This is a genomic window from Crenothrix sp., assembly GCF_043729335.1.
GTDB lineage: Bacteria > Pseudomonadota > Gammaproteobacteria > Methylococcales > Methylomonadaceae > Crenothrix.
The window spans coordinates 212,800-237,359 of sequence record NZ_JAYTLQ010000002.1 but is presented as its reverse complement, the minus strand read 5'-3'; the positions used below and the strand labels follow the sequence as shown (position 1 = coordinate 237,359).

At 42.3% G+C, this 24,560-nt stretch carries 21 protein-coding genes; 18 read left to right on the top strand and 3 right to left on the bottom strand.

The window, feature by feature from the left end:
- Positions 1-11 precede the first annotated feature (11 nt).
- From ACHZC4_RS01660 to ACHZC4_RS01650, 3 genes are read left to right on the top strand one after another with little or no spacing between them, the layout of a single operon-like run.
- The gene (locus tag ACHZC4_RS01660; protein WP_394752022.1) at positions 12-1,814 is read left to right on the top strand and encodes a penicillin-binding protein activator; all 1,803 of its coding nucleotides are present in this window, start codon (positions 12-14) and stop codon (positions 1,812-1,814) included.
- Positions 1,804-2,166, top strand: coding sequence for a YraN family protein (locus ACHZC4_RS01655; protein ID WP_394752021.1), 363 nt, complete (start codon positions 1,804-1,806; stop codon positions 2,164-2,166). The genes ACHZC4_RS01660 and ACHZC4_RS01655 overlap by 11 nt, the downstream gene beginning before the upstream one ends.
- Before the next feature lie 17 nt (positions 2,167-2,183).
- The gene (locus ACHZC4_RS01650) at positions 2,184-2,771 is read left to right on the top strand and encodes an SIS domain-containing protein (RefSeq protein ID WP_394752132.1); all 588 of its coding nucleotides are present in this window, start codon (positions 2,184-2,186) and stop codon (positions 2,769-2,771) included.
- A gap of 44 nt (positions 2,772-2,815) precedes the next feature.
- On the opposite strand, the gene ACHZC4_RS01645 is transcribed toward ACHZC4_RS01650, so the two are convergent.
- Positions 2,816-3,781, bottom strand: coding sequence for an acyltransferase family protein (locus tag ACHZC4_RS01645; protein ID WP_394752020.1), 966 nt, complete (start codon positions 3,779-3,781; stop codon positions 2,816-2,818).
- Positions 3,782-4,321: 540 nt separating this feature from the next.
- Here ACHZC4_RS01645 and ACHZC4_RS01640 point away from each other — a divergent pair.
- From ACHZC4_RS01640 to ACHZC4_RS01610, 7 genes are all read left to right on the top strand, one after another.
- The gene (locus ACHZC4_RS01640; RefSeq protein ID WP_394752019.1) at positions 4,322-4,933 is read left to right on the top strand and encodes a Uma2 family endonuclease; all 612 of its coding nucleotides are present in this window, start codon (positions 4,322-4,324) and stop codon (positions 4,931-4,933) included.
- A gap of 51 nt (positions 4,934-4,984) precedes the next feature.
- Positions 4,985-5,929, top strand: a complete 945-nt coding sequence (locus ACHZC4_RS01635; RefSeq protein WP_394752017.1) for a DUF1566 domain-containing protein — start codon at positions 4,985-4,987, stop codon at positions 5,927-5,929.
- A gap of 125 nt (positions 5,930-6,054) precedes the next feature.
- Positions 6,055-6,963 carry an NAD(P)-dependent methylenetetrahydromethanopterin dehydrogenase gene (locus ACHZC4_RS01630; protein ID WP_394752016.1) on the top strand — a complete coding sequence of 303 codons (909 nt, stop codon included), beginning with the start codon at positions 6,055-6,057 and terminating at the stop codon, positions 6,961-6,963.
- 40 nt (positions 6,964-7,003) lie between these two features.
- Complete coding sequence (locus tag ACHZC4_RS01625) at positions 7,004-7,912, top strand: NAD(P)-dependent methylenetetrahydromethanopterin dehydrogenase (RefSeq protein ID WP_394752015.1); 909 nt, start codon at positions 7,004-7,006, stop codon at positions 7,910-7,912.
- A 64-nt stretch (positions 7,913-7,976) separates the two neighbouring features.
- Positions 7,977-8,381 carry a RidA family protein gene (locus tag ACHZC4_RS01620; protein WP_394752014.1) on the top strand — a complete coding sequence of 135 codons (405 nt, stop codon included), beginning with the start codon at positions 7,977-7,979 and terminating at the stop codon, positions 8,379-8,381.
- 24 nt (positions 8,382-8,405) lie between these two features.
- Complete coding sequence (recG, locus tag ACHZC4_RS01615; RefSeq protein WP_394752131.1) at positions 8,406-10,487, top strand: ATP-dependent DNA helicase RecG; 2,082 nt, start codon at positions 8,406-8,408, stop codon at positions 10,485-10,487.
- A 5-nt stretch (positions 10,488-10,492) separates the two neighbouring features.
- On the top strand, positions 10,493-11,047 hold the full coding sequence (locus ACHZC4_RS01610; protein ID WP_394752013.1) for a chorismate--pyruvate lyase family protein: 555 nt from the start codon (positions 10,493-10,495) through the stop codon (positions 11,045-11,047).
- Between the two features lie 83 nt (positions 11,048-11,130).
- Here the strand turns inward: ACHZC4_RS01610 and ACHZC4_RS01605 are convergent, their stop codons facing one another.
- A complete protein-coding gene (locus tag ACHZC4_RS01605; protein ID WP_394752012.1) occupies positions 11,131-11,766 on the bottom strand; it encodes a VTT domain-containing protein in 636 nt (211 codons plus the stop codon).
- Positions 11,767-11,990: 224 nt separating this feature from the next.
- Here ACHZC4_RS01605 and ACHZC4_RS01600 point away from each other — a divergent pair, with 224 nt between their 5' ends.
- The 3 genes from ACHZC4_RS01600 to ACHZC4_RS01590 all read left to right on the top strand — a co-directional run bounded on the left by ACHZC4_RS01600 (position 11,991) and on the right by ACHZC4_RS01590 (position 15,064).
- Positions 11,991-13,883, top strand: a complete 1,893-nt coding sequence (locus ACHZC4_RS01600) for an ATP-binding cassette domain-containing protein (protein WP_394752011.1) — start codon at positions 11,991-11,993, stop codon at positions 13,881-13,883.
- A gap of 236 nt (positions 13,884-14,119) precedes the next feature.
- On the top strand, positions 14,120-14,461 hold the full coding sequence (locus ACHZC4_RS01595) for an FUN14 domain-containing protein (RefSeq protein ID WP_394752010.1): 342 nt from the start codon (positions 14,120-14,122) through the stop codon (positions 14,459-14,461).
- An 84-nt stretch (positions 14,462-14,545) separates the two neighbouring features.
- Positions 14,546-15,064: a C40 family peptidase gene (locus ACHZC4_RS01590; protein WP_394752009.1), complete on the top strand. Its 519-nt coding sequence runs from the start codon at positions 14,546-14,548 to the stop codon at positions 15,062-15,064.
- 351 nt (positions 15,065-15,415) lie between these two features.
- Here the strand turns inward: ACHZC4_RS01590 and prsR are convergent, their stop codons facing one another.
- Positions 15,416-16,771 (bottom strand): PEP-CTERM-box response regulator transcription factor, encoded by a 1,356-nt coding sequence (prsR, locus tag ACHZC4_RS01585; protein WP_394752007.1) that lies wholly within the window; start codon positions 16,769-16,771, stop codon positions 15,416-15,418.
- A 770-nt stretch (positions 16,772-17,541) separates the two neighbouring features.
- On the opposite strand from prsR, the gene ACHZC4_RS01580 reads away from it, so the two are divergent.
- From ACHZC4_RS01580 to ACHZC4_RS01560, 5 genes are all read left to right on the top strand, one after another.
- Complete coding sequence (locus ACHZC4_RS01580; RefSeq protein WP_394752006.1) at positions 17,542-18,783, top strand: TIGR04063 family PEP-CTERM/XrtA system glycosyltransferase; 1,242 nt, start codon at positions 17,542-17,544, stop codon at positions 18,781-18,783.
- 185 nt (positions 18,784-18,968) lie between these two features.
- Positions 18,969-20,312: a UDP-glucose dehydrogenase family protein gene (locus ACHZC4_RS01575; protein WP_394752005.1), complete on the top strand. Its 1,344-nt coding sequence runs from the start codon at positions 18,969-18,971 to the stop codon at positions 20,310-20,312.
- A 44-nt stretch (positions 20,313-20,356) separates the two neighbouring features.
- Positions 20,357-21,379 (top strand): NAD-dependent epimerase, encoded by a 1,023-nt coding sequence (locus ACHZC4_RS01570; RefSeq protein ID WP_394752004.1) that lies wholly within the window; start codon positions 20,357-20,359, stop codon positions 21,377-21,379.
- Between the two features lie 53 nt (positions 21,380-21,432).
- Positions 21,433-22,602: a glycosyltransferase family 4 protein gene (locus tag ACHZC4_RS01565; protein ID WP_394752003.1), complete on the top strand. Its 1,170-nt coding sequence runs from the start codon at positions 21,433-21,435 to the stop codon at positions 22,600-22,602.
- 520 nt (positions 22,603-23,122) lie between these two features.
- On the top strand, positions 23,123-24,553 hold the full coding sequence (locus ACHZC4_RS01560; protein ID WP_394752002.1) for a lipopolysaccharide biosynthesis protein: 1,431 nt from the start codon (positions 23,123-23,125) through the stop codon (positions 24,551-24,553).
- The last annotated feature ends 7 nt before the right edge of the window (positions 24,554-24,560 follow it).

Sequence of the window (24,560 nt, the reverse complement as noted above, 5' to 3'; positions counted from 1 at the left end):
GGTACTCGCATATGAATAACCTATTAAACGTAAGACGCGACACAAACCTTGGGCAACCCTTGATTCCTGTTTTGTCTTTTTGTGTACTGTTGCTGACGGGTTGTAGCGCATTGCAAAACAGTGGTTCGGGATTATATCAGCCTACCCCGTGGACATTGGAACAAAATAGAAATCGTCTGGCGACCGTTGAGTCTTTAGTGCAATCCAATCAGCGAGAAGAAGCCAAAAATACCGCAGATACCATCAACCCTGCTGAATTGTCCACTGAACAGAAAGCCCAGCTTAATTTTCTCTATGGCCAAATTATGCTCAGTTTTGGCGACCAGCAACAGGCGTTGCAACGATTTAAGCAAATTCAACCGCAACAACTGAGCCTTCCCGATCAAATCAAATACTTTCAAGCTCAATCTCAGGCTTACACCGCAGTCGGTGATTTTTTAAACAGCGCCAGAGCCAGAATAGAATTGGAGCCGCTGTTAACCTCATCGGAAGACCATAAAAAAAATCAGGTGCTTATTTTTGAAAATTTAACCTTGCTGCCAGAAACTGTATTGCAAAGTGCGCAACGTCAAGCGGCAACGCCAGTAGCAGAATGGTTATCGCTGGCCAGTATCCTGAAAGCAAAAAATCAAAATCCGGTGCGCTTAAATGACGCCATTATGCAATGGCGTACGGCGTATCCTAGCCATCCCGCTAATACCAGTTATTTACAAAATCTGCAAAGAGACTTAACAGATACCGCAAATCCACCTAAATCCATTGCGCTGTTTTTACCGGAATCCGGTGTTTTTGCTGAAGCCGGTAAAGCCATACGCACCGGTATTATGGCGGCCTATAATCACGAAAGTAATAACCCTAATCGCCCTGCTATTCGTATTTATGACAGCGAAAAACTCACAGGCTCTGCATTGTATAGCCAGGCAATGAGCCAAGGCGCTAATTTGATTATCGGCCCTTTGGATAAAGACAAAATACAAAGTCTTGCCAACGCTGTGCGTTTTAGCATTCCCGTGCTGGCGTTAAACCATGTTCCTGGCCTGCGTAAAGAAAATCTTTATCAGTTTGGCTTAAGCCCGATGGATGATGCCGAACAAATCACCAGTAAAGCCTGGATTGATGGTCATCGCAATGCCATGGTGTTAACACCGGATAACGAGCAAGGTAAACGCGTCGCCAAGTTTTTGATGGATAGTTGGCAACGTAAAGGCGGGCGGGTGGTTATCAAAAAAACGTATAACCCTCAGCAAACTGATTTTTCGTTTATTGGCAAAAAGCTGCTTAATTTAGATGAAAGCAAAAACCGCTACCAAAAAATTACACAAGCGACACCTAACGCACAATACACACCAAGAGTACGCCAAGATATTGATGTCATATTGCTGAGCGCTTATAGCGAAGAAGCGCGGTTAATCAATTCAGAAGTGCAAACTGCACGGGCTAATCCGGTTGCGGTTTATGCTATGTCGAATGTGTACGCAGGCCGACCTAATCCAGGTACGGACGCCCCGCTTAATAAAGTCACGTTTTGCGATGCCCCCTGGTTGTTAAATAATGGCTATACCGGCGATTTGAATATGCAGGCTTTGCAGCCTAGTTGGAGCCAATTTAGCAACCAATATTACCGTTTGGTGGCCATGGGCATTGATGCCTATTACCTTGCCGGGCAATTGAACAATCTACAAGATAGCGCTTATTATGGAGCTACCGGTAAATTAACGTTAACCGATGGTCATCGCATTAAACGCGACCTTCTGTGTGCTAAATTTATAGCTGGACAGCCTGAAACCAGAGGCTTTATCAGTGGTGGCCACTAAAACAACAGACAAAGCGCAACATTTGCTTCGTGGCGAAGCCGCGGAAGAGCAGGCTTACCAGTTTTTAATCAACAACGGATTGCAGCCGGTTTGCCGCAATTACCGTTGTAAGCAAGGTGAACTTGACTTAATAATGACTGAGGGCAGCACTTTGGTCATTATTGAAGTCAGGTTTCGCAAAACCGATATTTACGGTAGTGCTCTAGAAAGCATCACGCCCCGTAAACAAGCCCGTATCATCATGGCAACCCAACACTATTTGTCCGGCCAAAAAACAGAGACAGCAATTCGTTTTGATGTCATTGCCCTATCTGGCAATGGCAGCTTACAATGGGTAAAAAATGCTTTTTAATTGCTATTACCATGACTATGAGCTTACAAAACCGAATCATTAATCATTTCTCTGACAGTATCCAGGTACAACAAGATACGCTGAACACACTAAGTGAGGTTATTGAAATGGCCTCTGTACGCTTAGTCAGTGCTTTACTTAATGATAAAAAAATAATTACCTGTGGCAATGGCCGTTCGGCGATTAGCGCACAGCTATTATCTTCCGCCATGCTTAATCAGTTTGAACGCAGCAGACCGGCTTTGCCGGCTATTGCTTTAAACGCCGATGCGGCCACAATTACCGCTATTGCCAATATTGCGCACTTCGATGATGTTTTTGCCAGGCAACTGAGAGCTTTAGGGCAAAGCGGTGATGTATTAGTGGCTTATGCGGACGACGATCAAGCGGCTAATGTCGCTAAAGCCATTATCGCTGCGCACAATAAAGATATCTCCATCATCGCTTTAACAGGCAAAGAAGGCGGGATGATTGCACCGCTACTGAGCGAAAGCGATCTGGAAATCCGTGTGCCGTCACATTGTTATGCCCATATTCAAGAAGCTCACATCATTATTACCCACTGTTTGTGTGATTTGATTGACCATCAGCTGTTTGATAGTTGACGGTCATCGTGGATGTAGCACGTAAAATATGAGCAAAACGGCACTTATGGCGCGGTTTCTATTGTTTTTAGGGCTGGTTTTTCCCCTACACTGAGTGGGTTCAATTTTTCAGTCAGCTTACTTAACCCAAATGCGACAGTGATGATAATTAACATGGAAATAACATAGTTAATGACCGGAGATACCGCAGGCAATTTAACAAATAAATACGTATGTATAAAGTAAATTTGAATGACGCAACCAGAAAGTAAAGCAGTGTGTTGAAAGCCAAAATTTGGTAAACGTTTATTGAGTAAATAGCCAATCATAGAGAGTGATGTTATTAAAATTAAGCCGTAATTTAATGGCTTGTAATCTAAAATTGTATTAAAGCTTAGCAATAAACAAAAAGATATAAATGTGATGATAAGGCAAATCCATGGCGGAATGGGGCGGCTGTAATTTCCCCAGTAAGCGCCTGCTATAAAAGCAAAGGCCGTCATCCACAACATATGTCCCATAAGGATGGTGTAGTTAAAGATCGTTGATAGCACTAAAGAAATTAATAGAAAGGCGGTGGCTATTGAATGCCTTTGGTTTAACCTAGAAAGAAGTGGATAAAAAAGATAGAACAGCACTAATAAGGTAAAAAACCACAGTCCTGCCCCAAAGGGGGACGGGTTGGCTAGATTAAACCATGTGAGCAAGCCATTCATTCCTAGGAGTGATGGTAACGTTTGCCACGACCAAATACCAGGGCGCTGCTGTGCCACGAAAAGTAAAACTAAGAATATATCTATAATGAGAATGGGACACCATAACCGGACAATTTTGGCATGCCAAAATTTCTTTATATTATAAGATCCGTGATATTTTTGGGCGGTAAAAAAACCAGAAGAGAAGCCAAATATGACTAAACCAAATGTGGCTGATATCCAAAGTGCACCGCCGAAATAATGTCCAGTAGCAACCATAAGAATAGATAGCACTTTTGCCACATTAAAATTGTAACTAATATCCTCAAAACGCATGTTGCTGTGCTCCACTTTTAAAAAATAGGCTTACTCACATAAGAATAAGTCTTTGTTTAACGGTATTTTTTGTTTCTACGGTCATGAAATTCAGTGCATCTCTATATGACCTGTTGTTGAAGTCCTGATTACTTCTGACATTGATGGATATCCGCGGGTTTTCATTCGTATCAAGTTTTAAGCTTTTAAAGGCTGTTGAACAACGCACTGGATTTGTGAAAACACCGGTCTGACCGATTGCCATCCTATTAAAAAAGTGTCGCAACTGTAAGTGATTGTTAAAGACTTCTATTAGATTTTAGGTTAACAATTCATTTTGTCAATGTATGTCAATGCCTTATATCAATTGAATTAACCTTGTTGGTTGAAGACATTTATGACCGTGTTGAAAATGAGGATATGATTGAATGTAGGCAGGCAGTTTTTGTTGTTGACGTGCCTAATGTTCATAAAACTCCCAGTTCTAACTAGGGAATGTAAGATGTGACAGAGTAAAATAACATGCGGATGAGTCATTTATCTGACAAACAGGACTAACCTATGGCTAAAATCACCCACTTATCGCAACTGGATTTAAACCAAACCTACAGCTATGCGGATTATTTAACCTGGAATTTTAGAGAAAGTGTTGAGTTAATCAAAGGCAAAATCATGTTGATGTCGCCTGCGCCGAATGTAAGGCATCAACGTATTTCATCTGATTTAAATGGGATGCTATACAATTTTTTCAAACATAAAAAATGTCAGTTTTTTGCAGCGCCCTTTGACGTTCGCTTGTATGATCGTAAAAAATCCATTTTAGCCAACCAAGAAATACACACCGTATTGCAACCTGATTTGTGTATTATTTGCAATCCTGATCTACTCGATCAGCAAGGCTGTAACGGTGCGCCCGATTGGATTATTGAAATTCTATCCAAAGGTAATTCCAAACGGGAAATGAACATAAAATATGATTTATACCAAGAAGCTGGCGTAAGTGAATACTGGTTGGTTTACCCAGAACAGCAAGCCATCCATCAGTTCGTTTTGGATGAAAACGGGCTTTATCAGTTAAAGCGTATGATTGCCGATGGCTTTGCTATACCGAGCTTGTTTCCTGACTTGAAGATTGATTTAGCCGAAATTTTTGAAACATGGAAAGAGGAATAAGCTAAGCTTCCTCCCCTCTCTTATTCCAGTGTGATCCATTAGAGTTATATCGTGTCTGCCTTCATTCTTACCGTATTTAAATTGCTAGGATCCATCGTTTCGGGAGGATTGCTTTTTCAAGCTTTTGTATCCAGTAATCATTCTAAACCTCTCACTACAATTGCCGGTATTTGCGTTAGTCTACTGACTCTTTCGATGTTTGTTATCGATATTAAAGAGGTACTTCCTGATGATGAGGCCGATAAAACTGAGCAAATCTATTGGGGAAGTGTAGAGAAACACCCTAGCCCCGCATCATACCGCGCTTATTTAAATCAATACCCTGAAGGGAAGTTTTTAACGTTGGCGCGTACACAGATAGCAAACTACGTGAAAGCAATGCCAGTAGCTAAGGTGCAGCAAATCCCTTCGCCCCTTAAAAAAACTGAAACGTCTCTTTTAATCGAAAATGAAAATATTGAAAATAAAGATGAAGCACAAAAAGCTAGCTCGCTGAAGGTAACGCCAGCACAGATATCTCCTGAGCATTGGCAAGTCATCGCGCACTATCGTGTTAACGATGGATTAGTGGAAGATACTCACACACATTTACTGTGGATGCGTTGTAGCTTAGGGCAAAATTGGCAAGGATCGGGTTGCCACGGTAAAGCGACAGGCTATACCTGGGAACAAGCGATAAATACGCCTAAACAAATTAATTACGCCGGTTACCACGATTGGCGCTTACCCACGCTTAAAGAATTAAAGACGTTGGTGCATTGCAGCACTGGCAAAACGCTATCATTAAAGGCTAAGCGTTTGGATGCTTGTGCGGGTGATTACACTAGCCCAACCATTGTTAGCGCAGCGTTTCCCGAAACACCCGCGTGGTTTTGGTCGTCATCGCCGTACGCCAACAGCCATAGCTATGCGTGGTACGTTTTTTTCGGTTATGGTTATGATGATTGGAGTTATAAATACAATGACTACCATGTACGGTTGGTGCGTAACCAATAGTGAATGCCTTGGTTGGAAAAGTTTCAAAAAATAGCCTTATCGGCTCCAACTTGCGGTTAATATGGGTAGTGTTATTCGGCGGTTTTTCTTTTATACTGGTTAATTACATACACTAAGGAAAAACCATGGAAAAACCATACATTCTACACATGCTAACCAGCGCTAAAAATCTGAGTCCTTTTGATGTCAACATGGCATTGGATGCTGGCTGGACATCTGCAATACCGTATATCAATGTTGAATTGAATGAAATACAAAGTTTGGTACAAGATGCTATTTTTTCACGTAGCGCTAAAAGCTTAAAGCGTACTGGCATTTTTATTGGTGGCCGTGATACTAAAGAAGCTATGGATATGCTAAAAGCCGCGCAACAAGCCATGGTTCCCCCGTTTGAATTGTCGGTATTTGCTGACCCCAGTGGCGCATTTACCACCGCTGCGGGTATGGTAGCAGCGGTAGAACGTGAGTTAATGACTAAATTTAACACTACTTTGGAAGGCAAAGTGATTTTGGCTTTAGGTGGCACAGGCCCTGTGGGGCAAGCCGCTGCGGTGATTGCAGCTCAAGCGGGCGCACACGTAAGAATTATTGGTAGACAACTGGATAAAGCCCAGCGCGTGGCTGATCTGTGCAGCAAAGAATTTGGTGGCGGTAAAATAACGATTACCGCCGGTGCGGATGCCGACAAAGCCGACTATATCAAAACCGCTGATGTGGTGTTTGCAACCGGCGCTGCGGGCATAGAGCTCTTAAGTGCCGAGCTGATTGCCTCTGCACCACAATTAAAAGTGGCTGCCGATGTTAACGCGGTGCCGCCGTCTGGTATTGCTGGCGTTGATGCCTTTGCTAACGGTACACCGATTGAAGGCTCTAGCAATGGCGCGGTAGGTATAGGTGCGTTGGCTATTGGCAATGTGAAATATCAGGCGCAAAATCGCCTACTGAAAAAAATGATTGAGAGCGAAAAGCCGGTATATTTGCATTTTGAACATGCGTTTGCAGTGGCAAGAGACTATATTAAGGCCAACAGTTAAGTTTAGCGACTTAGCGTCACGATAACACCAGGATAAATCAATGGAAAAACGCAGTATTCTTCACATGTTCGACCCCATGCCGCATAACAGCCCCTTTGATGTAAATATGGCTGCCGATGCGGATTTTGAGGTCATCATACCGTACAGTAATGTTAAACTGGAAAGTGTATATGGCTTAACACAAGACGCCATTTTTTCGCGTGGGCCATCAGGCGTAAAACGTACCGGTATTTTTATTGGCGGTCGTAATCTTGGCCTGGCTATGGATATGCTGGATACCTGTAAAAAAGCCATGGTACCGCCATTTGAAGTCTCGGTATTTGCTGACCCTAGTGGTGCGTTTACCACGGCTGCCGCATTAGTGGCTTGTGTAGAAAAACAATTGCAACAAAAACATAACACGGAACTCAAAGGCTGTAAGGCGATTGTGTTTGGCGGTACAGGTTCACTGGGTATCGCTACCGGCGTTATAGCTTCATTAGCAGGTGCTGATGTCTGGCTGGTGGATCACTTGTCTGTTGATACCGCTTTGGAGATTGCTACGGAATATAATCGACGCTTCGGGTGCAATCTTAAAGGTACTTATGCCGGTTCTGAAGCCGACAAGGCACGGTTAATTTCTAAAGCTGATGTGATTTTTTGTACTGCAAAAGCCGGTGTTCAAGTGATCGGTGCAGGTGTTTTAGATGAAGCCACGCAACTGAAAGTGGCGGGTGATGTGAACGCTGTACCGCCACTGGGAATAGAAGGCATAAAGCGCGGTGATTTGGGTGCGCCTTTAATACATGCTATCAACGCGCCAGGTGCTGTGGGCATTGGTGCTTTGGCAGTGGGTAATGTGAAGTATCAATTACAGCATAAATTGTTAAAATTGATGCTGGAAACAGAGCAACCTTTATACCTGGATTTTCGGGATGCGTTTATTAAAGCCCGCGAATCTGAAGTTTAATATCCTGATTAATAGGGTAAGGTTTACAACGTTAGCAATCGCGCATATTCATTAAAGATAAATTATGATAAAAAAAGTAATACAAACAACTGAGGCACCGCAGGCGATAGGTACTTATTCGCAGGCGATACGGGTAGATCAAACCGTTTATCTGTCTGGACAAATACCACTAGTGCCGGAAACCATGCTTTTGCTGGAAGGTGATATTGCTCTGCAAATTAGCCAAGTATTTAGCAATTTACAAGCGGTGGCAGAAGGTGCTGGCGGTAGTTTGGCCGATGTAGTCAAGTTGAATGTATTCTTAACAGATTTATCACACTTTCCTATTGTTAACGCAGTTATGGAGCATTATTTTCAAGCGCCTTACCCAGCCCGTGCTGTGCTGGGTGTTGCCGCTTTACCCAAAGGCGCAACCGTTGAAATGGATGCCATCATGGTGTTAAAACCTCAGGAATATCCCGCGTCTTAAGGCTGCGGGTATGCATGGTTTGTGATGACCGATCTTAGTCAGCCGGTGACGGCATTAGCGGGTGTAGGTTCGCATACAGCCAACCGCTTGGCTAATTTGGGTATTCATGTCATCCAGGATTTATTGTTTCATTTACCCTCGCGTTATGAAGACAGAACCCGGGTTTATCGCATTGGTGCTTTGCAAAGCGGCATGACGGCGTTAATCCGAGGCAAAGTCGAATTTACGGATGTGTTATTAAAAGGCAGTAAAAGTTTAATCTGTCGAATCAGCGACGGCACCGGATTTCTGGATTTAAAGTTTTTTCATTTTTTTGCCAGCCAGCAAAATATGCTCAGACCGGGCGTTTTCATCAGTTGTTTTGCCGAAGTGCGTCACGGTTATGCAGGGCTGGAAATGGTACATCCTGAGTACGGGGTGATTGCCAGTATGGAGACGCCGGTTGCTGAGGCGTGTTTAACGCCCGTTTATCCACTTACCGAAGGGCTTAGTCAGGGTATCATCAGAAAAGTGATTAAACAGGCGTTGATACTTTGCAACACGCGCCAGGAATTGTTGCCTGACTGGATTCCACAAGCCATCTTGCAAAACTATCATTACCCCGATTTAATCACGGCCATACAAACCCTGCATAATCCCGATCATTCGGTGTCGATGGAAGCGTTGCAACAAGGTGATGTACCTGCGCTAAAGCGCTTAGCTTTTGAGGAATTACTGGCGCATCATCTGGTTCTTCGTATAGCCAGAGACAAAAGTAATGCCTGGCAAGCGCCGGTATTTGCCAGCGATCATGCACTGATAGAACGGTTTTTGCGGTCATTGCCATTTACATTAACCGGCGCACAGCAGCGGGTTGTTGCCGATATTGCCCAGGATTTTCAACAAGCCCGTCCGATGATGCGTTTGGTGCAAGGTGATGTTGGATCAGGTAAAACAATTGTTGCAGCGTATGCCGCGTTAATGGCAATAGCGGCAGGTTATCAGGTTGCGGTAATGGCGCCGACTGAGTTGTTGGCCGAGCAACATTTTAAAAATTTTAGTCACTGGTTTGGCCCACTTGATATTCATGTGGTGTTTTTGACCGGCCAGTTAAAAGGCAGTGCAAGGCAACAGGTATTACAGCAATTGCAAGACAATACCGCTAACGTAATTATCGGCACGCATGCGCTGTTTCAGGAAAGCGTTAACTTTTCCCGACTTGGCTTAATTATCATTGATGAACAGCACCGTTTTGGGGTGCATCAACGGCTGGCATTACGTGAAAAAGGTCAGCAGGACAACGTGCGACCGCATCAGTTGGTGATGACCGCTACACCGATTCCCCGTACTTTAGCGATGTTGCAATATTCCGATTTGGATATGTCTATTATTGATGAATTACCGCCCGGGCGTACCCCTGTTGTTACTGCGGTTATTTCATCCGCGCGGCGTGATGACGTTATTGACCGTATTAACCATTGGGTGGAGCACAAAAAACAGGTGTATTGGGTATGTACCTTGATTGAAGAATCGGATGCTTTGCAAGCTGAGGCCGCCGAAAGTAGCGCACTGCGCTTAACGCAGTTATTACCTGATGTACGTGTCGGTTTGCTGCATGGCCGTATGAAAACTGCCGATAAAAATGCGGTTATGGCGGCTTTTAAAAGCCATCAATTGGATTTGCTGGTAGCAACCACGGTAATCGAAGTGGGTGTTGATGTGCCCAATGCCAGCTTAATGGTTATTGAAAATCCAGAACGCCTGGGCTTGTCGCAGCTGCATCAATTGCGCGGCAGGGTAGGGCGCGGTACAGATGATAGCTACTGTGTGCTGATGTATCAAACACCCTTGTCTGAGACGGCTCGTTTACGTTTGGGCATTTTAAGGGACAGTTGTGATGGCTTTGTGATTGCTGAAAAAGATTTACAATTACGCGGCCCCGGTGAAGTGATGGGCGTTCGCCAAACTGGCGCTATTCAATTTAAAGTCGCTGATTTACGCCGTGATGCCGATTTGCTAGATAGCATTCAGCAGGTTGGTGCGCAACTTTTTAAACAAGCCCCCCACGCTATTCAGCCGCTATGTGATCGCTGGCTGGGCACAAGTACCCACTACTCCGAGGTTTAACGCATTTGGCACACACAAGTTTTTTATTGGCTAAACAACCGGTGTGGCGGGAAAATCGGCCAGGATTACGCCACCACATTCCTGAGAATATACAATCATGGATTTATGAATCTGGCTCGTTGACACAGCGTTTACGTCAGCGTTATGGTGCGTCGGTTGCGGTTAAAATATTGTTTCATCGTTGGTCTGCACCGTCAGTGAGTGAATGCAGATTGCTGGCCGTACCTGAGCACCGTTACGCGCTGGTGAGGGAGGTAATGTTACATGCCAATGGCAAACCACTGCTTTTGGCCAGAACCATTATCCCGGAAACTACGCTCAAAGGCGTACATCGAAACTTGTCGCATTTAGGTACGCGTCCGTTAGGTGGGGTAATTTTTTCTTATCCCAAGCTGGAGCGGTTGGCGCTAGATATCAGTGTAATAGCGCCTGCAATATGGTCTGAATCGGTTGTTGCATTAGCAGCGATTAATGAGCTGATATGGGGTAGGCGAACGGTGTATGCGATTGCGGGGCGATCTATGTTAGTTAGCGAGTTTTTTTTGCCGGAGATTTTGTAAGTACTTTTGGGAAGACTTGTCTGGGTTTTGATGATGTGTAGAGAACGCAAAATCTTGCGTCTCTATCATGAATGACGCTTAGCTTATTTGAAAAACTTGGCCTTAACAGAGTGCCAAATAATAGGCATAACTGATAAAAAAACAATACTCAAAACAACCTTTTCAAAATTGTGTTTTACCCATTCATTAGCACCTAAAAAATAGCCCGCCAAGGTTAAGCTGGTAACCCACAATACCGCACCAATGATACAAAACACAATGTATTTGGAATATTTCATGCTGCCAGCACCGGCGACAAATGGCGCTATCGTGCGCACAATGGGTACAAAACGCGCCAGAATTACCGATTTACCGCCATGTTTTTCATAAAAGGCTTCTGTTTGAGTAATGTATTCGCGTTTAAAAAATAGGGTTCGTTCACGCGATTTAATCACGCCACTGAAATATTTTCCCACAAAATAATTCACGTTATCGCCCAATAAGGCTGCACCAATCAATAATGGAATTAGCCATTGAATATCCAGTTTTCCCGTGCTGGAAGCCAACAAACCTGCTGCAAAAAGCAATGAATCACCGGGCAGTAATGGCATAACAATCAGGCCGGTTTCAACAAATATAATCAGTGCCAATATTACATAGGTAAAGGTATTGTACTGCGCCAGCAAGTCTTGCAAGGTGATGAGGGGGTCTTTAAGCAGGCTTAAAAGAAAGTGAATCATGTCCATTATTGAGCTCGGAAAAATTAATCAGAAAACTGCGTGGGTTAGTACTGTCTATTATAAGACAAGCACGGGTCTAATGACGGGGATTCGCTTTTAATAGGGTAGCAGACAGTTAGGCTGCATTTTAAAAGCAATTTGCCTTAAAAAGCGGCAAAGATAAAATTAAATGAGATAATTAGCTTTATTATTGTCTTCGTTTAAACGCGTCAACCTGAATTTACATGCTGAATTTTAAAAATATTGCCTTACGTAGAGGTGTGCGTGTGCTATTTGCCAACGCCTCTTTCACTATCCACAAAGGTCAAAAAGTGGGGTTTACCGGTGCGAATGGTGCGGGTAAATCCAGTTTGTTCGCCTTGGTTAAAAACGAACTGCACCCCGATGAAGGTGATTTTACCTTGCCGCCAGGGCTTGAAATTGCCCACGTTGCCCAAGAATCACCGGCGACCGAGCAGAGCGCTATTGATTATGTCACCGATGGCGACCAAGAACTAAGACGTTTACAGCAGCAATTGGCTGCGGCAGAACAAGCCAGTGACGGCTTAAAAATCGCCGAATACCATGCTTTGCTGGACACTATAGATGGCTACACCGCCGCTGCCAGAGCCTCACGGTTACTCAATGGCTTAGGATTTACCACTGAACAAGAACAACGGCCGGTCAATTCGTTTTCGGGTGGCTGGCGAATGCGCTTAAATTTGGCGCAAGCCTTAATGTGCCGATCGGATGTGTTGTTGCTTGATGAACCTACCAATCACTTGGACTTGGATGCGGTTATCTGGCTGCAAGACTGGCTATGCAAATACCCGGGCACGTTATTGCTTATTTCGCACGACCGGGATTTTCTGGATACCATTACTGACCATATTGTTCATATTGAACAAAACAAAGCCGAAATTTACACCGGCAACTATTCCGATTTTGAAAAAATGCGTGCGGAAAAGCTTTCGCAACAGCAATCTGCTTATCAAAAGCAGCAACGCAAAATGGCGCATATTCAAAGTTTTATTACCCGGTTTAAAGCGCAGGCCACCAAAGCCAGACAAGCCCAAAGCCGTATTAAAGCCTTAGAACGCATGGAAGTTATTGCCATGGCACATGTGGATTCGCCGTTTGACTTCAGTTTCGCCAAGCCCGATAAAATGCCAAATCCCTTGTTAAGCTTAGAAAAAGCGGATATTGGCTATGGTCAAACCTGTATTATAAAACAGGCTGGTTTGACGATTTCACCAGGTGACAGGATTGGGCTTTTGGGTTCTAATGGCGCCGGTAAATCCAGCTTAATCAAAGTATTGGCCGATGGTATGCAGCCTTTATCGGGCACAAAACGTGCTGCCGATGCGTTGAAGATTGGTTATTTTGCTCAGCACCAGCTTGAACAGTTACACGCGGATGAAAGCCCTTTATGGCATGTACAACAATTAGATAAACAAGCCACTGAGAAAGACTTGCGTAATTTTTTAGGTGGCTTCGATTTTCGTGGTGATAAGGTTTTGGAACCTGTTAAACCGTTTTCCGGCGGTGAAAAAGCACGCTTGGTGCTGGCGTTACTGGTCTATCAAAACCCTAATTTATTATTACTGGATGAGCCAACCAACCATCTGGACTTAGAAATGCGCCATGCTTTAAGTGTCGCGCTGCAAGAATATGAAGGTGCCTTGGTTGTCGTCTCGCATGACCGGCATTTATTGCGCTCGGTAACGGATAAGTTTTTGTTGGTAGCGCACGGTAAAGTGCAGCCGTTTGATGGCGATCTGGACGATTATCGGGCTTGGCTTAGTGAACAAAAACGAGCCAATGAAAAAAATACCCTTGATACTGCATCGCAAGGCGTGTCGCGCAAAGATCAGCGCAAGCTGGATGCAGAGCATCGCTTAAAGCAAAAACCCTTGTACGATGCCGTCAAAAAAGCCGAGCTGGCGGTGGAGAAATATCATCAGGAACAGCGGCAATTAGAGCAGCAGTTGGCTGATCCTGCTATTTATGAGGAAGCGGAAAAAGCCAAGTTAAAACAAATTATGGCGCTTAAAATGCAGGTGGATAAAGCGCTGAATGATGCTGAAAATAATTGGATGGAAGCCGAGGAAAAGCTCGCAGCAACGCAGGCGAATTAATGTTTTTTGGTAAAAAAATTATGTATGAAAAACGTATTTGAAATTTTTTGTATTTTGCAATGATGCCTAGGTAGTGTTAAAGCTTATTAGTTAAGCCTGCGTGTTTTAGGTTTGTTTTTTAAGCAACTGGGTAATCACCTGAAAACAATAGCAAGATTCAGAGAAATAATTGGTAAAATGCGTAATAATGAGCGCCTACAATAACTTATATTAAATAACCACACTATCGAGCTGTTATGAGTACTTCAGAGCTATTGCCTTCTACTGATATTTTATCGTCCAATTTTTTAGTGGGTAATGTTGGCGCGCCATTTGTTATAGGGTTAGCGGTCGGCTATTTTGCAAAAAAAATGTTACGCACTGCGCTGTTTGTTATTGGTGCAGCCTTTGTGGTGCTGTTTGTCGCTGAATATTATGGCATTACCAGCATCAGTAATGTTCATTTGCAAAATGCTGCTAGTGCTGCAACCGATGCGGCTAAAAACTCAGGTAGTTTTTTAGTAAATCGGCTTTCACATGTCACTGCCAAAGGCGTTAGTGCTGTAGCTGGTTTCTATGCGGGTTTAAGGATGGGTTGAGTAGAAGAGTAAAAAAGGCGGCATCTTCAGATGCCGCCTTTACAACTTGGTTAATACTTGAGTTTTTTCGGACGATTAAATATCATGAACAGTTCTTGGATTAAAGCACAGTACAGCGCACATCTATATTTTTATGGGTTTGCACGGTTTATTGTCTTTTCAACAGTAGTTGCTTTGTTTTCAGGATGTGCCAGTACCCCCGAAATAAAACCGCCCCTTGTAAGGCGGTCGTCACAATCATCTGTTATTAATTATGCGTTGAGTTTGCAAGGCGCACCTTATCGCTATGGTAAATCTTCTCCGGAAGAAGGTTTTGATTGCAGTGGTTTTGTTCAGCATGTTTATAAACGCTACGGGGTAGCATTGCCGCGTAGAGCCAGCGACATGGCTTTGGCTTTGCCGATAATTCCTAAAGATGCGTTGAGCTCGGGCGATTTGGTTTTTTTTAATACCAATGGAAGGCCTCATTCGCATGTAGGCATTTTTATTAAGGATGATAAGTTTATTCATGCCCCTAGTCGACGGACAGGTAGAGTGCTGGTGTCCAGCCTTAATAATCGATACTGGCAAAAGCACTTTACAGGGGTAAGGCGTCCAAAATAATGTTTAATTTTTGAGCAAGTTTAAGCACGAATTAATCGCTTTTTTGGTAATAGAAAATTCGCGCAGAAGCCGGACCGCTCTGCGTGATTGTGTAAGTTATAGCCATGGGACATTTACCCGAGTGTTTTTTCCAAAAAGCAAGCAATACTGATGTATTGGTGCAACTCGAAAAACTCACCCGAACTGATGCAGTTTGTGGCGATTTTGTGATAAAAAATCCACAAAACCCTAAATAAGCAAAAAAAACTCTAGTAATTATGTTCAGCGTACAGTTTCCATTTAAGCCAGTTTATCGTTAAATAAACGGGGTATAGACGGAGTGATATTTCAAATTTACCTTATGTACCTTAATTAGTCATTAACACTAATGCCGTATTTCTCAAACAAGGCATACAGGGTAGGGCGAGTGATGCCCAGTAATTTCGCTGTATTCGAGATGTTATTGTTCGAGTGTGATAAGGCTCTTTTTATGGCTAGCGTTTCAGATGACTCTCGGACTTCTCGAAGATTAAGCGGTATGGCAACATCATTCGTTTGATCAAGTTCTAAATCATCGAAAGTAATATTGTTTTCATCGGCCATAATCACTGCGCGTTTGATTTTATTCTCCAACTCGCGAATATTACCCGGCCACGAATAGCTTTCAATGGCTTTTGCCGCTGCCTTGCTAAAGCCTTTTATTTTTTTATTGTTCAGTTCACAATAACGTCTTAAAAGAACAGTTGCAATTTCAATGGCATCGCCATCCCTTTCTCGTAATGGCGGAATATTAATCACCATTTCGCTAATACGATAGTACAAATCACTTCTGAATTTACCCGAATCGATTAAAGCTTGTAAATTTTGGTGAGTTGCGCAAACAATGCGTACATCAATAGGGATTTCTTGTCTGCCGCCAATACGTTCTATGGTTCTTTCTTGCAGAAAACGTAACAATTTTGCTTGTAATGCCAAAGGTAAATCACCAATTTCATCAAGAAAAAAAGTACCTTTGTTGGCATACTCAATTTTGCCTTTAGTCTGTTGTGCAGCGCCGGTAAAGGCGCCTTTTTCGTAACCAAACAGCTCGCTTTCCAGTAAATTTTCCGGAATGGCTGCGCAGTTAACTGCAACAAAAGGATGGTTCGAGCGATCACTTAAGCCATGGATGGCTTTCGCTAGCACTTCTTTACCTGTGCCGCTTTCACCCAGCAACAAAGTGGTGACGTTGGCAGGCGCTACTCTTTCGATCATGCGGGAAAGTTCCTGCATTTTCTTGGAAGAAGCAATGATGCCCGCCAGCGGCTCAGCCGATTTTCTTTGTAGCGATATATATTCTTTTTCAAGATTATAAAGCTGGAAAGCCCGTTCAATGATTAAGCCCAACACATCAATGTCGACGGGCTTTTGATAGAAATCATACGCCCCCATAGCAATAGCGGTAATGGCGTTGTCTCTGTCGTCATTACCGGTAACAACAATTACTTTGGTTGCAGGCGCAAGTTCCAGGATTTCTTTTAACGTCTCAAGTCCTTCGCTAGCATTGGCTGGATCAGGGGGTAAACCTAAATCAAGCGTTATAACGTTGGGTGTAAAACGTCGTAAAGCCGTAATGGCCTCGCTTCTGTTGCCGGCTATCACGGTGTGATAAGCTTCAAAACTCCATTTTAGCTGTTTTTGCAAGCCTGGATCATCTTCTACAATGAGTAAAATTTTTTTATCGTCCAATGTATCACCTTCTGAATTAGCTTTTGGAAATTAACGGTTCCCCGTTTGGTTTAGATAACTTGACCGCTTAATAGTGCCCTCCCTTTCTCTTTCGTTTAATGCGAATGGTTTAAGTTTGGGCTATCGCTATTATTCCGGCATGCGATATTTTAAATTTGATATTTTTTACAATCCTGCATGCTGATGCAATTTCTACAGAATGTTGTCAAGTTTTATCGATATTCGTTGTTTTTATATCAAAATAACTCTTACGTGTTAAGAATAGCAGCAATTTTATTTTTTTATGGAAATTTTAATCGGTTAAACTCAATATTAAATAATTTCTTACATTCGACTATAGCGATAAGCAAATCATTTCCGGAATCACTAGCTATATTGATAAATAACAATTAAAAACTAAAAGTAGTTTAGTGTTGAGGATCAAAAAAGTTTAAGCTACAGAAAACTTTCTCTATCCTAACGTTTAAAATTTGTTAACGATTTTTTAAGCATTGCGTGCCTACTTCGCTTGGGTCATTTGCAACTTTACTAAAATACATAAAAGCAAAGTATTAGTTTTTTTACAAAACTGCATTTATTGTAGCCTAAATTGCAACATTTGATTCGTCAGTTTGGTTAAAAAAATTGAATATGCAGATCTATGGCTTATATAAAAATAATTTTTTCAGCTGCTTTGGGGCAAAAAAAATCGCAAACACCTTTCTATAAATTTGAGGCAAGCTATACTTGTTCTATCTTAATATTAACAGTAATTTGATCCGCTTTACAGCATGAAAATTCTCCATATACTTGATCATTCAATTCCGTTACACAGTGGCTACACTTTCCGTACGCGAGCCATTTTAGAGCAACAGCGTGCCTTGGGCTGGAAAACTTTTCAAGTAACCTCTGCAAAGCACACGGTGGTGGGGGCATCGCTTGAAGATATAGACGGTTTTGATTTTTTCCGTTCTGTCCGCTCATCGGCTTGGTGGGTAAAGTTACCGGTATTCAATCAATGGGCGGTGGTGCAATCGCTTGCAAAGCGCCTGGATGATATTATTCCTGACATCAAGCCTGATATTCTTCATGCGCATTCGCCAGCACTCAACGGCTTGGCCGCATTAAAAGCCGCTAAGCGTTACAGGCTACCCATGGTCTATGAATGCCGGGCATTTTGGGAAGATGCGGCAGTTGATCACGGCACAACCACGGAAGGCAGTTTTCGTTATTATGTGACCCGCGCACTGGAAACCTTTATTTTTAAACATGCTGATGCCATCACCACCATTTGCGAAGGCTTGCGTGATGATATTGTCAAACGCGGTATACCGGCAGAAAAAATCACCGTAATTCCTAATGCTGTAGATACCGCTAAGTTTATTTATAACACTAAACCGGATCAGGCTCTAAAAAATCAATTGGGCTTAAAGAACAAAATCGTGCTGGGCTTCATTGGATCTTTTTATGCCTATGAAGGCTTATTGTTATTGTTGGACGCACTGCCAAAAATTTTGCAAGACCAGCCGGATATTATGTTGTTACTGGTAGGCGGCGGACCTCAAGAAGCCTGTATTAAGCAAAAAATTGCAGATTTAAATCTTGGGGGACATGTGATGTTAACAGGACGTATAGCGCACGAATTAGTGCAAGATTACTATAATCTAGTGGATATTTTTGTGTATCCACGTTTATCTATGCGCTTGACTGAATTAGTAACCCCGCTTAAGCCCTTGGAAGCCATGGCACAAGGACGGTTGGTGCTGGCATCTGATGTGGGTGGCCATAAAGAATTAATTGAGCACAAAAAAAATGGCTACTTATTTAAAGCCAACGATGCTAGTGCTTTGGTAAGTGCTGTTTTAGATTTACTGCATCAGCCTGAGCGCTGGGATGAGTTAAAAATGGCAGGGCGTATTTACGTTGAGCGCAATAGAGTCTGGGCAGGCAGTGTGGGACGTTATGAGGGTATTTACAGAGGCTTAATGGGCTCGAAAAGTATAATGGGGGGTAGACCCGTATTCCAAGAATAATGCTGATTCATTACGCAGATAAATAGACTTTGTGTGCATTAAATAACCCTTAATGAGTCCTGGACAGCTTAACATCCGGCAAGTAACAGTTAAACAACCAAAATACCCTACAATTTTATCCCGATGATAAAAAATACCAAATGCAAAATAGTATTTTGCCAAGCAATGGCTAGGAAAACGCGTTAATGAACATTACTATTTTTGGAACTGGCTATGTTGGCTTAGTAACGGGTACATGTCTTGCGGAAGTTGGTAATGACGTACTGTGCATGGATATTGATCAGCAAAAAATAGAACGTCTTAACCAGGGTATTATCCCTATCTATGAGCCGGGTCTTGAGGCGATGGTTAAAGAAAATCATCAATCAGGGCGGCTGCGTTTTACCAGCGATGCCAAAATGGCGGTCGAACATGGTTTATTCCAGTTTATTGCCGTAGGCACACCGCCTGATGAGGACGGTTCTGCCGATATGCAGTATGTATTGGCTGTAGGTAAAGCAATTGCAGAGCATATCACCGAATACCGTATTGTCGTTAATAAATCAACCGTGCCCGTTGGTACAGCGGATAAGGTTAAGCATCTTATTCAAACCACGTTGGGTGCGAGGGGCGTTAATATAGAATTCGATGTGGTTTCAAATCCAGAATTCTTAAAAGAAGGTGCAGCCATCGCCGATTTTATGAAACCGGACCGTATTATTATTGGTACTGATAATCCCAGGACGGCAGAGCTTTTAAAAGCGTTGTATACGCCTTTTAACCGCAGCCATGAACGTGTGATTACTATGGATGTGCGCTCAGCCGAACTGACTAAGTATGCCGCTAACGCCATGTTGGCGACAAAAATCAGTTTTATAAATGAATTGGCTAATCTGGCAGAGCATTTAGGTGCCGATATTGAAAGCGTCCGCAATGGTATTGGTGCAGATAGCCGTATTGGCTATCATTTTATTTATCCAGGCTGTGGTTATGGGGGGTCATGTTTCCCAAAAGATGTGAAAGCCTTGGAACGAACCGCTAAAGATCTTGGCTATCAAGCCGAGTTGTTAGGCGCAGTTGAGCGCGTTAATGAAAGACAGAAACATGTTTTATTTGACAAGATTTACCAGCATTTTAAAGGACAGCTAAAAGGTAAAACCTTTGCTTTGTGGGGTTTATCCTTCAAGCCAAAAACAGATGATATGCGTGAGGCGCCCAGTCGTGTTCTTTTAGAAGCTTTAATAGACGCAGGTGCCATTGTTCAGGCCTATGATCCGGAAGCCTTGGCAGAAGCTAAAAGAATCTATGGTAACAAAGCAGGACTGATTTTATGTGAGACTCAGGCAGAGGCAGTCAATAATGCCGATGCGCTGTGTATTGTTACCGAATGGAAAAATTTCTGGAGTCCTGATTTTAGTCAATTAAAACTCAAGCTGAAAGAGGCGGTAGTATTCGATGGCCGTAATCTGTATGACCCTAAACAGTTAAAAGCCGCAGGCCTGAGCTATTATTGCATTGGCCGTCCTGTCATTCGTTCAGGGTCCGATTGAAATCTTGGTCTGATGCTACACGTATATAATTAAGAGATAAGCCTTTGAAAATATTAGTCACTGGTGTCGCGGGGTTCATCGGATGCGTGCAGGCAATCCGCTTGCTGGAGCGGGGCGATGAAGTCATCGGTATCGATAATCTTAACGATTATTACGATATCAATTTGAAATTAGCCAGGTTGGCGAGATTACAAGACTACGCACAATTTAAATTTATAAAACTGGATATTGCCGATAGATTGGCTATAGCCGATTTATTTGCCCAAGAAAATCCGCAACGAGTGATACATCTGGCGGCGCAAGCGGGCGTTAGATATTCAATTACGCACCCTCATGCTTATATAGACTCTAATATTGTCGGCTTCATTAATATATTGGAAGGCTGTAGACATCATAAAATTGAGCATTTGGTGTACGCATCCTCAAGCTCTGTATACGGTGCCAACACGCGCATGCCTTTTTCAGTGCACGATAATGTTGATCACCCTGTGTCACTTTATGCCGCCAGTAAAAAAGCCAATGAATTGATGGCGCATACGTATAGCCATTTATACGGTATACCCACCACAGGCTTACGTTTTTTTACCGTTTATGGGCCTTGGGGCAGGCCGGATATGTCACCTATGCTGTTTGCTAAAAATATTATGCAGGGCAAGCCGATTGATGTCTTTAATTATGGTAACCACCGACGCGATTTCACCTTTATTGATGATATTGTTACCGGCGTAACCAAAGTTGTCGATAAACCCGCACAAGCCAATCTGCTTTGGCTTAGCGATAATCCTGATCCGGGTAGCAGTTCCGCACCCTATAAAGTCTATAACATCGGTAATAATACGCCAGTGCCTTTGCTGGATTTTATTGGGGCACTGGAAGATGCACTGGGTAAAAAAGCCATCAAAAATCTACTGCCCATGCAGCCGGGTGATGTGCCTGATACCTATGCCGACGTATCTGAGTTAATTACGGAATTTGACTACAAACCGACTACGTCAATAGAGGTGGGTGTTAAAGCCTTTGTGGATTGGTATCAAACGATGTACAAAACTGATGGTTCTCAATTTTGATGAGATTGATAATGGCTTTAAGTCAGCGATGCTGCACGTAACGAACTGAAAATATGAAAATTATTACCCTAACAACTTTATACCCGAACAATGTAAAAAATGGTCACGGTATATTTGTTGAGCAACGTTTACGCCATCTGCTGGAGCACCACCAAGACATTGTCGCTGAAGTTATCGCACCTGTCCCCTGGTTTCCTTTTGTATCTGACAAATTTGGTCATTATTCAGATTTTGCACAGGTTGCTAAAGTTGAGCAGCGCTTCGGTATTCGGGTTAGCCATCCCCGTTATTGTTTGTTGCCTAAAATAGGTATGACGCTAGCGCCCTTTATGTTGGTTTTAGCGGTGTATCCATTGCTAAAAAACAAGCTAAAAAATGGCGATAATTTTGATTTAATTGATGCACATTATTTTTATCCTGACGGCGTGGCTGCGGTAATTTTAGGTAAGTTATTGAAAAAGCCAGTGGTGGTTACCGCCAGAGGTTCAGATATTACCTTAATTCCCAGCTTTTATTGGCCTAGAAAAATGATTGTTTGGGCGGCGCAGCAAGCCACTGCCATTATTACCGTTTGTCAGGATTTGAAGGATAAAATCGTCGAGTTCGGGATTTCACCGGCAAAAATCCATGCGCTTAGAAACGGTGTTGATTTACAGTTTTTTATGCCGGAAGATCGTCAGCAGGCACGGGCGCAGCTAAAACTCGATCGCCCAACTCTGCTGTCAGTAGGGCATTTGGTAGAGCTTAAAGGTCATCATTTGATTATTGAAGCGATGCAATCGCTACCAGATTATCAGTTACTGATTGCAGGTGATGGCGAAGAAATGCTTAATTTAAAAAAATTGGCCAACAGTTTTGGTGTTGGCGGGCGTGTGACATTTTTAGGTGCAATCAGCCACAAACAATTAGTGACAGTTTATAGTGCAGCGGATATTTTGGTATTGGCTTCCAGTCGGGAAGGCTGGGCAAATGTGCTACTCGAAGCTATGGCTTGTGGCACGCCGGTTATTGCAACCAAGGTTTCAGGCACACCTGAAGTGGTGGCTTCGCCTAAAGCAGGGATTTTAGTTGAGCGCTCAGCACCAGCTATTGTTACCGCGGTACGGGCAATGCAAAAGCAAATGCCATTACGTCAAGATACCCGGGCGTATACAGAAAATTATTCATGGGATGCTACTGTACACCGCATTAGTGAGCTTTTTAAAAATATTGTTTGTGGATAGCCATTGAAAAACAGGCTATTCGTATGGGACTCTTCTGTTATTGGACTATACTTAAAATTTAATGATAAAGTTTTCTCAGTGAATAATTGGCAATAATTAGGAGTGGAGCTGCTTAAATGTAGAGAAGAATAGATATTTACAATACCTTAAAAACATTATTGATTCCTTAAGGTGTTTTTATTCTCGATTGATAACAGATAGGGTATAGGTTGGGTTAGGCGTTAGCCGTAACCCAACATAACGTATCAAAAAGATGTTGGGTTACGCTATCGCTAACCCAACCTACCATTTTTATATAACAACTAATCCTGATTAAAAATACTGTATCTAATACCTTCCAATAATGATTGGGCAGTGGTTAGATTGTAACTATTCAAACTCCATTCTTAAAGCTTATTTTACTTCTTAAATTGAGCATAATATGCCGATAATTAAATTTAATTATTGTAAATCTGAATATAAAACTGTATTGGGTAAGCTGCTAAAGCACTTATAAAAAATAAAATATGCAATTATCTCAATGACCAGTATAAGAAAATCAATCTTGATTGTTTTTACTGAGAAGTATTTAACGCTATTGATTAATTTTATTGGTCTTATGTTAATCGCAAGACTTTTAACACCGGTAGAAATAGGTATTTATTCGGTAGCTTCAGCAGTCACTGGAGTTGCACAAATTTTACGTGATTTTGGGGTGGGAAATTATTTAATCCAAGAAAAAGAATTGACGAGGCTTAAAATCAGGACAGCACTTACGGTCATGATGCTTACAAGTTGGACTGCCGGAGCGATATTATATTTTTCTCGTTATTATGTCGCTAATTTTTATCATGAGCCAGCAATAGCTGATCTAATTGAAATTCAGTGTATTAATTTTTTATTGATACCTTTTTCTGCGCCGATTTATACATTGTTAAATCGAGATATGCAGTTTAGCGTGCTTTTTCGCGTTAACTTAATGAGTACGATAACGCAATTGGTGATTTCATTAAGTTTGGCAGTTTCAGGCTATGGATATTTAAGCTTGGCTTGGGCCTCGGTAGCTAGTATGGCATGTTCAACGCTAATGGTTAATGCTAATCGTCCGAAAGATGCGTGGCTATTACCTGGAATAAAAGAGTGGCGATATATTGTCAAATTTGGTACTCAGTCGAGTTTGGCCTCGATCATAACTCAAATAGCTATGAACTTGAATGATCTGGTTTTAGGACGCTTATTGGGATTTCAAGTTGTAGCAATATATAGCAGAGCACAAGGGCAGATGTATTTATTCCATCGTGATGTAATGGAGGCTGTGCGTAAAATAGTTTTTCCTGTGTTTGCTAAAGCCGTGCGGGAAGATCAAGATTTATTAAAAGCTTATTTGCAATCCGTTAACTATGTAACCGTCTTTGCTTGGCCATTTTACGCCTTTTTAGGGCTTTATGCTCAGCCTATTATGCGGTTGATGTTTGGCGATCAATGGGATGCTGCTGTGCCTTTAGTTAAAATTCTAGTATTTGCAGGAGCAATTGCAGCGCTATGGAGCTTAGCTAGTAATGCTTTAATGGCTACGGGACATATTAATAAAATACTACGTAGTGAATTGATTGTACAGTCGTTTCGTATAGTGTTGATATGTTATGCTGCGTCGGTGAGTATAGAAATGATTTGTTATTCAGTAATAATTATCTATGCTTTTAACTTAATAATAACTTTAAAGTATCTAAAGCAGGTTATCGGCTTGAAGTTAAGTCAGTTACTATTAAGTAATTTGAATAGTTTAGTAGTTAGTGTGATTAGTATGGTTATTCCTGTTCTATGTTTTATATATGTACCTAATGTTATCGATTCTACGCATTTACTAATAGTTAGTAGTATAGGCTGTGTTTTTGGTTGGCTGGTGGGTATATTTTTAACGCAACACCCATTGCGTAATGAAATGATGCGTTTAGTGCGAAACAACAAATAAAATTGAA

Bases quoted from the DNA above. Each gene is read 5' to 3' on its own strand.
- ACHZC4_RS01650 (WP_394752132.1), top strand. From the start codon at position 2,184: ATGAGCTTACAAAACCGAATCATTAATCATTTCTCTGACAGTATCCAG.
- ACHZC4_RS01595 (WP_394752010.1), top strand. From the start codon at position 14,120: ATGAGTACTTCAGAGCTATTGCCTTCTACTGATATTTTATCGTCCAAT.
- ACHZC4_RS01640 (WP_394752019.1), top strand. From the start codon at position 4,322: ATGGCTAAAATCACCCACTTATCGCAACTGGATTTAAACCAAACCTAC.
- ACHZC4_RS01605 (WP_394752012.1), bottom strand. From the start codon at position 11,766: ATGATTCACTTTCTTTTAAGCCTGCTTAAAGACCCCCTCATCACCTTG.
- ACHZC4_RS01565 (WP_394752003.1), top strand. From the start codon at position 21,433: ATGAAAATTATTACCCTAACAACTTTATACCCGAACAATGTAAAAAAT.
- ACHZC4_RS01590 (WP_394752009.1), top strand. From the start codon at position 14,546: ATGAACAGTTCTTGGATTAAAGCACAGTACAGCGCACATCTATATTTT.
- ACHZC4_RS01630 (WP_394752016.1), top strand. From the start codon at position 6,055: ATGGAAAAACCATACATTCTACACATGCTAACCAGCGCTAAAAATCTG.
- ACHZC4_RS01645 (WP_394752020.1), bottom strand. From the start codon at position 3,781: ATGCGTTTTGAGGATATTAGTTACAATTTTAATGTGGCAAAAGTGCTA.
- recG (WP_394752131.1), top strand. From the start codon at position 8,406: ATGACCGATCTTAGTCAGCCGGTGACGGCATTAGCGGGTGTAGGTTCG.
- ACHZC4_RS01580 (WP_394752006.1), top strand. From the start codon at position 17,542: ATGAAAATTCTCCATATACTTGATCATTCAATTCCGTTACACAGTGGC.
- ACHZC4_RS01625 (WP_394752015.1), top strand. From the start codon at position 7,004: ATGGAAAAACGCAGTATTCTTCACATGTTCGACCCCATGCCGCATAAC.
- ACHZC4_RS01560 (WP_394752002.1), top strand. From the start codon at position 23,123: ATGACCAGTATAAGAAAATCAATCTTGATTGTTTTTACTGAGAAGTAT.
- ACHZC4_RS01620 (WP_394752014.1), top strand. From the start codon at position 7,977: ATGATAAAAAAAGTAATACAAACAACTGAGGCACCGCAGGCGATAGGT.
- ACHZC4_RS01600 (WP_394752011.1), top strand. From the start codon at position 11,991: ATGCTGAATTTTAAAAATATTGCCTTACGTAGAGGTGTGCGTGTGCTA.
- ACHZC4_RS01660 (WP_394752022.1), top strand. From the start codon at position 12: ATGAATAACCTATTAAACGTAAGACGCGACACAAACCTTGGGCAACCC.
- ACHZC4_RS01575 (WP_394752005.1), top strand. From the start codon at position 18,969: ATGAACATTACTATTTTTGGAACTGGCTATGTTGGCTTAGTAACGGGT.